This is a genomic window from Aeromonas cavernicola (assembly GCF_002795305.1).
Classification (GTDB): Bacteria; Pseudomonadota; Gammaproteobacteria; order Enterobacterales; family Aeromonadaceae; genus Aeromonas; species Aeromonas cavernicola.
Window position 1 is genome coordinate 18,269 of sequence record NZ_PGGC01000034.1, and the last position, 11,010, is coordinate 29,278.

Consider the following 11,010-nt stretch of genomic DNA (forward strand, 5'->3'; position numbering starts at 1 on the left):
GTTCAGGAGGCTTGTTATAAAACCTCCACTTGTTGTGGCCAGTGACATGGCGCCGCAGCGATGTTCGATATAAAGGGGAAAATAAGAGTGAATAAATCTCAACTGATTGACAAGATTGCTGATGGTGCGGATATCTCTAAGGCTGCTGCCGGTCGTGCCCTGGATGCCTTCATCGACGCGGTAGGTGAAGCGTTAAAAGAGGGAGATCAGGTTGCGCTGGTTGGTTTTGGTACTTTCGCAGTACGCGAGCGTGCTGCCCGTTCAGGCCGTAATCCGCAGACTGGCGCAACAATCGAAATTGCAGCCGGTAAAGTACCCGCCTTCAAAGCTGGCAAGGCCCTGAAAGACGCAGTTAACTAAGCTGGCGCTGATGTTTGCGGCGTATCATCAATGTGAGTCGCTGATCAAACAAGTGAGAGGGCTCTTCCTCATACTGATTAACCAAGGCGCATCTATCGGTGCGCCTTTTCATTGTTTAGGCCTATCGAGTTCGGGAGCATAAGTACAAACATGATGTTGGATAAACTACGCGAAGGGGCGCAGGGCAAGGTAGCCAAGGTTATCTTAGTGCTGATCATCCTCTCCTTTGCCTTGGCCGGTGTAGGTAGCTACCTAAACGGCCCGGCACGTACCGCCCCTGCGACCGTCAATGGTACTGATATCAGTGCGGTGGATCTGGAAAATGCCTACCGCAATGAGCGAACTCGAATGGAGTCGCAAATGGGGGCTGCGTTTGCGCAGTTAGCGGCGAACCCAGAGTACATGAAGCAATTCCGTCGCAGTGTGTTGGATAGCTTGATCGATCAAGCCCTGCTCGATAATAAAGCGCGGGAATTGGGGTTGCGAGTCAGTGATGAGCAGATTAAGCAGGCTATTGTGGCCATGCCCGAGTTTGCTGAAAATGGCAAATTTAGCAACGAGCGCTATCTGCAGTTAGTGCGTCGCGCCGGTTTGAGCCCAGAAATGTTTCGTGACTCCATGCGTCAGGACATGGTCCGGCAACAACTTGTTAGCGCCCTGCTTGGTACCGATTTTGCGCTAAAAGGAGAGGTAGAGCAGTTAGACCAGCTCTATAACCAGACTCGAGATATACGTCTGGTTCGTTTAGCAGCAGCCAATTACATGGCTGATATACAAGTCGCTGATAGCGAGCTGGAGCAGTACTACAAGAGCAATAGCACGCGCTTCATGAAGGACGAAGAGGTCAAGATCGATTATTTGTTGCTGGATGCCGCTAACCTCAGCCGTGACATCAAGGTCACCGAGCAAGATGCACAGGATTACTACGACCAGCATCAAGATCTGTTCCAGCGTGTCGAACGCCGCCAAGTCGCTCATATCTTGATTGGTAAAGACCAGAAAGAGGCGGAGCAAAAAGCACAAGCGCTGCTTACCAAACTCAAAGCCGGTGATGACTTTGCTGCCTTGGCTAAATCTGATTCAGCCGATACCTTCTCTGCTAAAAAAGGCGGGGAGTTAGAGTGGTTTGAAAAGGGGGTCATGGACCCAGCCTTTGAGCAAGCTGCTTTCGCGCTCGCTAAAACAGGTGATCTCTCGGGAGTGGTGAAGAGCCCATTCGGATTTCACATCATCAAGTTATTGGCCGTTGAACCAGCAAAGACCAAGCCATTTGCTGACGTGAAGGATGAAACGATCAGTCGCCTACAAGCCGATAAAGCTAAAGAGCTGTTTTTTGCTGAGCAGCAAAAGTTAGCTGACAACAGCTTCGAAAACCCCGACTCGTTGGATTTGACCGCTGATGCGATGGGGATGAAAGTCCAATCTAGCGACTACTTCACTCAAGCCACGGCCCCAGCTCCGTTAAACGATCCTAAAGTGCTCTCTGCAGCCTTCTCTGAAGAGCTGCGTGAGAACATGACCAACTCTGATGTGATTGAGCTGGCAGAGGGTAAGGCACTAGTGCTCCATATCACGGGTCATCATCCTAAAGCAGTCAAATCGCTGGCCGAGGTGAAAGAGCAAATGATCGCTGCGATAAAGCATGATAAAGCCAGTGAAGTGGCTCGTGGCAAAGCGCAGATGCTGCTGGATAAGCTCAAAGTGGGCGAGCAGATTGAGTCAGATCTCACGGCCTTGGGAGTGAAGATAGAGACACGTCGTGGTGTGACCCGATTCACCCAAGAGTTAGATCAAAATTTAGTGGCGAAAGTATTTGCTCTGCCTCAGCCACAGGCCGACAAGCCAAGTATGTCACTGGTGTCAGAAGTGAATGGCGATCGGTTGGTGGTGGCCTTGGATAAGGTGAACACGCCAAAGGAACCTTCTCCGATGGCCGCGATGTTGCAAAGCCAATTAGGTCAGGGAAAAGCCCAAGCCGATTATAAAGCGCTGGTCGCTGAGTTACGCAAAACGGCGGATATCGAATATTTTACGGCTGTAGAAGCCACCGTTGAATAGCATCGATTGACCACACAGTATGAAAAACGGCCTCTTAATGAGGCCATTTTTTTATTTGCTAAGATGAGGCTCTGCCGCTCAATGGTCGTTGCTGTGGAAAATAAAGAGGGCACGCAATGCAGCCAACGTGAGTCGACTGCGCTGCGTGCCCCGCTTTTATTTGCTACCCGTCACATCGGCAAGTATTACACCACGCCTTGAGTGCGCAGATACTCCTCGTAGGTGCCACCAAAATCACGAATACCATTTTCGGTGAGTTCCAGAATACGGGTCGCCAAGGAGGAGACAAATTCGCGGTCGTGGGAGACGAAGATCAACGTGCCTTTGTACATCTCGAGGGCCAAGTTCAAGGATTCGATAGATTCCATGTCTAGGTGGTTGGTCGGCTCATCCATGATCAGGATGTTGGGGCGCTGCATCATCAGCTTGCCGAATAACATCCGGCCCTGTTCACCACCGGAGAGCACCTTGACCGGCTTTTTAATGTCATCTTGAGAAAACAGCAGACGACCGAGCACGGAGCGTACCGCCTGCTCGTCTTCATTCTCCTGTTTCCACTGGGTCATCCAGTCGAACACGTTAAGATCGGTGTCGAAATCGTCGGCGTGATCTTGAGCGTAGTAGCCGATCTGGGCGTTCTCGGACCACTTGATAATACCGGCGTCCGGTGCAAGATCGTTCACGAGGGTCTTGATCAGGGTCGATTTACCGATACCGTTGGTACCCAAAATGGCAACCTTCTCACCCACTTCCAGCATCATGTTGAGGCCCTTGAACAGGGGCGCTTCACCATAGCCTTTGGATACACCTTCGATCTCCAGAATGTTGCGGTAGAGCTTCTTCTCCTGCTCGAAACGGATGAAGGGGTTCTGACGGCTGGAGACCTTCACTTCCTCAATTTTGATCTTATCGATCTGCTTGAGGCGCGAAGTAGCCTGACTGGATTTGGAGGCGTTGGCACTAAAACGGGAGACGAAGGATTGCAGATCGGCGATCTGGGCTTTCTTCTTGGCGTTGTCAGAGAGCAGACGCTCGCGCGCTTGGGTCGCCGCCAGCATGTAGTCATCGTAGTTGCCCGGATAGACCCGCAGCTCGCCGTAGTCCAGATCCGCCATGTGAGTGCAGACGGAGTTCAGGAAGTGACGGTCGTGGGAGATGATGATCATGGTGCTTTCACGATCGTTGAGCACCTGCTCCAGCCAGCGAATGGTGTTGATATCCAAGTTGTTGGTCGGTTCGTCCAGCAGCAGGATGTCAGGGTTGGAGAACAGCGCCTGGGCCAGCAGCACCCGCAGTTTCCAGCCTGGGGCCACTTCGCTCATCGGGCCATTGTGCTGCTCGATGGGAATACCGGCCCCCAGCAGCAGCTCGCCTGCACGGGATTCGGCGGTATAACCGTCATACTCGGCGACCAGACCTTCCAACTCGGCGGCCTTCATGTAGTCGTCGTCGGTCGCGTCCAGGTTGGCGTAGATGGCATCGCGCTCGGCGATGGCTGCCCACAGCTCGGTGTGACCCATCATGACCACGTCCAGTACGCGCATCTCTTCGTAGGCGAACTGATCTTGGCGCAGCTTACCGATCCGCTCATTGACGTCCAGGCTGACATTACCGCCAGTGGGTTCCAGATCGCCGCCGAGGATCTTCATAAAGGTGGACTTGCCACAGCCGTTGGCGCCAATAAGGCCATAGCGGTTGCCGCCGCCAAACTTGACGTTGATGTTCTCAAACAGCGGCTTGGCGCCAAACTGCATGGTGATGTTGTTGCTGCTAAGCATGATGGGTTTTAAATTCCTTATTTATCAAAATATTGTGTTTTTAATCGGGGGGGGGACGCCAACCGAACGGCTGACGTTTTTTACATCGAGCAAATCAAATGGCGCGCATTATTGCACAGAACCCCCGAAAGGTTTAGTTAAGAAGAGTAACCCCAGTCTGGGGGCCTCGCTAGGATGGTTACTCGGCCAATAAAAAAGCCGGCTGCTAAGCCGGCTTCGCATAGCGATTGGCGATCAGTGGGAAGTGGCCCCTGAGGCACCCAGCCCAGTTTGAGAACGGACGAACTGCGGCAAGAATTTAGCATGTTCGTCGGCGGCGTTTTGCGAGTTATCGGTCACTGAGAAAAACCAGATCCCAACAAATGCCAGCCCCATCGAGAAGAGGGCAGGGTACTCGTAGGGGAAGATTGCTTGGGCATGGCCCAACACTTTCACCCACACGGTTGGGCCCAGCACCATCAGGGTCACGGCACTCACCAGCCCCAGCCAGCCACCGTAGACGGCGCCACGGGTGGTCAGGCGTGACCAGAACATCGACAGGAACAGCACCGGGAAGTTGCAGCTAGCGGCGATGGAGAAGGCCAGCCCCACCATAAAGGCGATGTTTTGTTTCTCGAACAGGATCCCCAGACCAATCGCAACCACACCCAGCACCAGGGTCGTCATCTTGGAGACGCGCAGTTCATCGGTCTCGTTGGCTTTACCCTTCTTCAGCACGCTGGCATAGAGATCATGGGAGACCGCAGAGGCACCCGCCAACGTCAGGCCGGCGACGACGGCCAGAATGGTGGCAAACGCCACGGCAGAGATAAAGCCGAGGAACAAGCTGCCACCCACCGCATCAGCCAAGTGCACGGCGGCCATATTGGTGCCGCCCAGCAGGGCGCCGGTGGCATCCTTGAAGTCTGGATTGGTGCTCACTAATAAGATGGCGCCAAAGCCGATGATGAAGGTGAGGATGTAGAAGTAGCCGATAAAACCGGTGGCATAAAACACCGATTTACGCGCCTCTTTGGCGTCACTCACGGTGAAGAAGCGCATCAGGATATGGGGCAGCCCCGCAGTACCAAACATCAGGGCCAGACCGAGCGAGATGGCGGAGATAGGGTCAGCGACCAATCCACCTGGGCTCATGATGGCGGCGCCTTTCTCGTGTACTTTGATGGCTTCACTAAACAGGGCGCCGATGTCGAAGTTAACGGATTTCATCACCATGATGGCCATGAAGCTAGCGCCGGAGAGCAGCATCACCGCCTTGATGATCTGCACCCACGTAGTGGCCAACATGCCGCCAAACAGCACATAAAGCACCATCAGGATCCCCACTAATACCACAGCGATGTGGTATTGCAGGCCAAACAGCAGTTCGATGAGTTTACCGGCACCTACCATCTGGGCGATCAAATAGAGGGCAACCACCACCAGCGAGCCGCAGGCGGAGAGGACACGCACGTCGGTCTGCTTGAGGCGGTAAGAGGCAACATCGGCGAAGGTGTATTTGCCCAAGTTGCGTAGCCGCTCAGCGATCAGAAACAGGATGATGGGCCAGCCCACCAGAAAGCCGATGGAGTAGATCAAGCCATCGTAGCCAGAGGTATAAACCAGCGCCGAGATCCCGAGGAAGGAGGCCGCAGACATATAGTCACCGGCGATGGCCAGACCATTTTGAAAACCGGTGATCCGGCCACCGGCCGCATAGTAGTCAGAGGCAGAGCGGTTACGTTTGGATGCCCAATAGGTGATGAAGAGCGTGGCCGCGACAAACACCACAAACATCAAAATGGCGGAGATATTGAGTGGTTGACGCTGTACCTCGCCAGTGATTGCATCGGCAGCCAGCAAAGGAGAGGAGGCCAGTGAACTTAACAGCAGCAACTTGCCTTTCATGATTGTGCTCCTTGCAGGATCTTCTGATTCAGGTCGTCAAACTCGCCGTTAGCGCGAAAGACATAGATGCCGGTCAGCACAAAGGAGGAGAGGATCAGCCCTACTCCGACCGGAATACCACGGGTAATGGGAGAGCCGTCACTGAGCGGCGTACCAAGCCAGCCGGGGGCAAAGGCGATCAGCAGAATAAAGGCGAGGTAGAGCCCTAACATAAGGGCCGAAAGAGCCCACGCAAAACGTTGGCGCTTGGCAACCAATTGTTGAAAATTGGGGTCTTGCTGGATCCTGAGGTAGCGTTGCTGTTCCATTGCGGTTCTCCATGACATGCGTGTCAGTGGTGGATGATGGGGTAACCCTGACGAGCAGGATGTCTGCTCATGTAACTGAAATGTGAATTAAATGTTATTTTCGAACAATTAGACTTTGGGATAAGCCAGTGGCCCACCGAGGGTCAGTTGCAAATAGATAAGGCCGGCGGTGGTGGCATCAGCCAGGGCATCGTGGGCAGGCAAAGAGGGAATGGCCAAATGGCGGCAGATGGCGGCCAGCCCCAGATCGAGGGTGGCATCGGGATAGCGCCGATAGAGTTTGTCGTGGTAAAGCTGGCTCACCTCAATGCCCCGCTGTGGTAAGGTCAGCCCCCATTGTTTGCGGCAGGCAAGATTGAGGATCTGCAGGTCATAGGCGATGTGGTAGCCCACCAGCTCACGGGGGCCGATAAAGTCGAGCAGCAGGCGCAGCGCGGCGTCCAGCGGCAAGCCCTGTTGCAGATCTTGATGGCGCAGGCCGTGGATCACCACCGATTGCTCGCTCAGGCTGGCGGGGGGCTGCACCTTGAGCGAGAGCGCCTCGCCGGTCAGCAGTTGGTTACCCGCAATGCGCACCGCACCGATGGCGACAATCTCAGCGCGTTTGGGATCGAGACTGGTGGTCTCGAAATCGAGGGCGACCCACTCGCCAGTCAAGGGGGCGGCAAACAGTGGCGCGAACTCGCCTTGACCAAAGGCACGGCCATACCAGTAGCGTCGAGCGCGGCTCAACATGGCTATTGTCTCAGCCGAAAGTGCAAGGTGAGCCACTGCTGGAATTTTTTTACCTGATGCAGCGCTTGGCGTAACAGATCCCGTTCGCTGTGGCTGAGTTCGCCGATCGGCACGCGGCTGTTGCCCCCCTTAAGTTGGCTGCGCAGCCTGAGCCGAATAAAAAGCCGAAACGCCTCGGCTAGATTGGCGCCATAGTCGGCACTGAGCCGCTCGGCGGCGACCAGCGCATCGATACGCCCCAGCGTCGATGTGTCCACTATGCCTCCCTCAAGGGCCAGCATCCGAATGCCATGAACCAAGGGAAACAGGCCACCGCGCTTGAGGTCTAGTCCCTCGGGGGGCCGTGCTAAGCGACCAAATAGGGTGAGGGGAGCATGAAAGGCCACCGCCGGTCGCACCATCTCGGCCAACAGATCCCGTCGCTGCGACAGCTGCTCGCGCAGGGCTCGGGCCAGAGGAAGATGGAGCGTGCGATCCCCCGCGATCGGGCTCGCATCGGCCAAGGTGGCCAACCAGAGCAGATCTGCTTCGCTGGCCGTCAAGCAGGCGCTATCAATGGTTCGTCGCCACTGGCTTAGCGGGTTGACCCAGCGCGGATTGTTAACCATCACCCCACCGGGGCAAAGAGGATAGCCCAAGCGCTCCAGCAGGGCGCTGAACGTGGCCAGATCAGCGGCTTGGGTTGGCCACACTAGCCCCTCTGGCAGGATCAACGCATTATCCTGGTCGGTTTTGAGGATCTGCTCGCCACGCCCTTCCGAGCCCAGCATCAGTAAGCAGACCTTATCTTGCACCGCAGGGGGGATCACCAAGGCAAACGCCTTGGCGATCAGCTGCTCGTTGATGGTGGCGATGAGCTGCATCAAAAAGGCGGTATGGATCCCTTGGGCGAACAGTGAGCGGGTCAGTTGTTGCTGCTCGCGGGCCACCGCCTCCAGCGCTGGCACACTATCGGCGCGGGCAATGCGCAGGGTTAACACATGGGAGTGGGTGGAAAACAGGCCCAACACCTGAGTGAGTGGCAGCACCCCTGCCACCTCGGTGCCCTGCCACACCACCAGCCGCTTGATACGATGGCGAGTCATCAGCAGCAGGGCATCGAACAGGTAGCTTTCCAGCGGCAGACCGATTAGCGGAACCGGGGGCAGTAGCGTGAGTGGCGCCGTCAAGGGTAAGCCTTTGAGGGTCAGGGCATGGAGCAGGGTTTTGCGGGTGGCCAAAGAGAGTGAACCATCCTGCGCGGGATAGAGCAGGCAATCAGTACCCTTGGCCACCATGGCTTCGGTGGCAGCCAACAGGGAGAGCGGGTTATCGACAATCAGGGCTGGTTGCAGGTGGGCAGGGGCGATCCGCGTCAGGATAAACTCAGCCAGATTTTGCTGCCCCACCTGCTCACGTTGCGCTTGCTGGTGCTGACGTTCAGCCAGATTGGCAGTGAAGTAGCTGGCAAATTGGGGATCGTGCTGGCACAGGGTCAGAAACACCGAGCGTGGGATCAGCTGACAAAGCGTATCTTCTAGCGCGGTAAAAGTATGGCGGCAATGGCCAGCAAACTGGGCCCGTACATCGAACAGATCATCGACCCCGTAGTCACCAAAGTGCTGATGAGGGGCGGACTCCTCGACCGTGCCTTTGATAATCAGATAAAGGCCAGCAGGCTCATCTCCTGGCTTAAGCAGGGTATCGCCTGCGCGAAAATAACAGAGCGACACATGACGAGAGAGCTGTTCACGCGCCCCCTGACTCAGCCGGTCAAACGGTGGTCTGGCAAAGTTGAACAAGAGTGACATGACAACGTCCTCGGCTGGTTTGCGGCATAAATAGCCGAGTCAGTGTGACAAAGCGAGGAGATACCGACCAGCCGACTTTAGTCTCAGCGTCGGGGTCACTGTGGGAACGGGGCGGGCCATAAAAAAAGATGGCGGGAGCCGCCATCGCAGGCGCTGTTACTTTCTAAGCCCGAAAACCTCTCCCTCCAGCCGACTTTTGCAGGCATCAATTCGAATGCGTACCCCCTTGTGATGCCAGCAAGTCGCCCTATAGTGGATTGTTATCAAAAGGTGGGTGTCCTAATTAGTTTTAGTCTCAGCGTCGGGGTCACTGTGGGGCGACACGCTGCTCGGTAGCAGTGGCTACCTGCGCGGGGTTAGCGTGCTGCTGCGTTCAATCATCGGCGTTTTTGATGCCAAGGCGGGAAAGATGGGTGTCCAAGAGTTACCACTTTCGAATGCACCTAAAAATGGGGGGATTACCAGGACAGAGGTTGTTGCGTTTTAATATGTTTTTGTAAAATGGGTAGGAAAAACTGCGAACCTTACAACCAATACAAGACTATTTCGCTCTTCCTCGGTCTAGGAAAACATACTAAGCTGTTCGTTTTTTAACTCGTGTAATCTCTGGCTTAAGCTTATTTTTTCCTCTGCTTTTTGTATTGAGTGGGGAGACATGTGTGTTATTAAAGTATCTAGGTGCTCAGGAGATTTCACTATAACAAACTCCTTATTTTTATTTATAAAGACAACAGAGTTTTTCTTTCTTTTTAATAGCTCGATAACGTTACTTAGTGTGCCCGTGCTCTTAGTGTCCCAGACCATTAAGCCACAGTCAGCCTCTTCGGCCATTTTTATATCCTTGGCTGTGAAAAATGCCCTTGAACCATCCTTATATCCGGAGTCGACAACTCTAGTTGGCCACCGACCAATATTATTTCTTGGTTGACTACTGCTACAAAACACTGTTGCGTTGGTGCAACCAAGTTCCAGTAGTGCCTGTTGAATAGACGAATCAGCACCATTCGCATCGCCAACAACTATTCTATATTGAGAGTCCACCATCTTTTTTATTCTCTCTAGCACTAGCGGATGGAGATTTTTTATGGCAATAGAACCGGCGATAAAAATAGTTGTCATGGTCATTTCCAGGTCAGAGTAGCCACGTAGACGTTGTTAACTTTATTGTAGCTGCGGAGCTTAGAGCATGCAGCTTCCATTGTTGCACCAGAGTCGAAAAGATCATCTACAACTAAAACATTCCACTTTCCGTTATTGGTTATCAATTCATTTAGAGAGAAAGTCCCTTCAAGAGCTTGAATTTTTTCTTCCTTCGTATGTAGGTTTTTGAGTGATTGACCTTTGGTCTTGGTTAACATGCCATCAAAGCAAGGTACATCTAATAATTTTGCCACTTCATTTGCGACTTCGGTTACTGGTTGTCTTTCTCGTTCATTAGAAGCAGGCATCGGAACAACAAAACCTATTTTAACCCCAAGTAATGGGATTATTTTATCGTGAATTTCTTGTGCGAGAGGTGCTGTTTTTGTCCAGTCCTGTCGGTATTTTAACTGGTAAGTAGCCTCTCCTACAGCTGTTCTAATTGTTGTGAATTTTGGATGGCCATTATCATCATAACCATCAAAAGTACTGCTGACCGTGTGCTTGTCTAACGCATACCCAGCAGCCCAGTTGCCATGCACCTTCTTTAAATTAATATCCATGTTTACCCCGTGAGTATTTTTATTTAGAAAATCTGGGACACCCACCTTTCTGAGCAAGGCGTTACGCTGCCAAATCCCACGCTACCGCCCGTGGATCACAGCTTCCAATATGCTCACTTGACCCGCGCTGGTAGCAACCCATGAGAAAAATCTGGGACATCCACCTTTCTGTATGGGGCGTAATAAAATCTGGGACACCCACCTTTCTGAGCAAGGAGTAGCGTCACTAAATCTCACGCTACCGCCCGTGGATTACAGCTTCCAATATGCTCCTTTGACCCGCGCTGGTAGCAACCCATCGCAGCTCAATAGGTTCTGGTCGGCTATGGTAAGCCAAACAAAACTACCGTGACGAGCCTTAAAATGATGTAACCATCAGAATTTCATCGTT

The 11,010-nt window shown here is 53.5% G+C and carries 9 protein-coding genes; 2 read left to right on the forward strand and 7 right to left on the reverse strand.

Translation table 11 applies throughout. The features are described from left to right. Positions 1-87 precede the first annotated feature (87 nt). Positions 88-360 (forward strand): nucleoid-associated protein HU-beta, encoded by a 273-nt coding sequence (gene hupB / locus CUC53_RS03795; protein ID WP_005315375.1) that lies wholly within the window; start codon positions 88-90, stop codon positions 358-360. 150 nt (positions 361-510) lie between these two features. After that, on the forward strand, positions 511-2,418 hold the full coding sequence (ppiD, locus tag CUC53_RS03800) for a peptidylprolyl isomerase (protein WP_167386677.1): 1,908 nt from the start codon (positions 511-513) through the stop codon (positions 2,416-2,418). Positions 2,419-2,603: 185 nt separating this feature from the next. On the opposite strand, the gene CUC53_RS03805 is transcribed toward ppiD, so the two are convergent. The 7 genes from CUC53_RS03805 to CUC53_RS03835 all read right to left on the reverse strand — a co-directional run bounded on the left by CUC53_RS03805 (position 2,604) and on the right by CUC53_RS03835 (position 10,619). Continuing rightward, positions 2,604-4,196, reverse strand: a complete 1,593-nt coding sequence (locus CUC53_RS03805; protein ID WP_100292914.1) for an ABC-F family ATPase — start codon at positions 4,194-4,196, stop codon at positions 2,604-2,606. 234 nt (positions 4,197-4,430) lie between these two features. Further along, positions 4,431-6,083, reverse strand: a complete 1,653-nt coding sequence (locus CUC53_RS03810) for a cation acetate symporter (protein WP_100292915.1) — start codon at positions 6,081-6,083, stop codon at positions 4,431-4,433. Then, the gene (locus CUC53_RS03815; RefSeq protein WP_100292916.1) at positions 6,080-6,391 is read right to left on the reverse strand and encodes a DUF485 domain-containing protein; all 312 of its coding nucleotides are present in this window, start codon (positions 6,389-6,391) and stop codon (positions 6,080-6,082) included. Before CUC53_RS03815 ends, CUC53_RS03810 begins: the two co-directional genes overlap by 4 nt. A gap of 108 nt (positions 6,392-6,499) precedes the next feature. Next, positions 6,500-7,126: a 3'-5' exonuclease gene (locus CUC53_RS03820; protein WP_100292917.1), complete on the reverse strand. Its 627-nt coding sequence runs from the start codon at positions 7,124-7,126 to the stop codon at positions 6,500-6,502. Between the two features lie 2 nt (positions 7,127-7,128). Further along, positions 7,129-8,916 carry a putative nucleotidyltransferase substrate binding domain-containing protein gene (locus CUC53_RS03825; RefSeq protein ID WP_100292918.1) on the reverse strand — a complete coding sequence of 596 codons (1,788 nt, stop codon included), beginning with the start codon at positions 8,914-8,916 and terminating at the stop codon, positions 7,129-7,131. Positions 8,917-9,477: 561 nt separating this feature from the next. Continuing rightward, positions 9,478-10,035: a hypothetical protein gene (locus tag CUC53_RS03830; protein WP_100292919.1), complete on the reverse strand. Its 558-nt coding sequence runs from the start codon at positions 10,033-10,035 to the stop codon at positions 9,478-9,480. Positions 10,036-10,037: 2 nt separating this feature from the next. Further along, positions 10,038-10,619, reverse strand: coding sequence for a ComF family protein (locus tag CUC53_RS03835; protein ID WP_100292920.1), 582 nt, complete (start codon positions 10,617-10,619; stop codon positions 10,038-10,040). Positions 10,620-11,010: the final 391 nt, after the last annotated feature.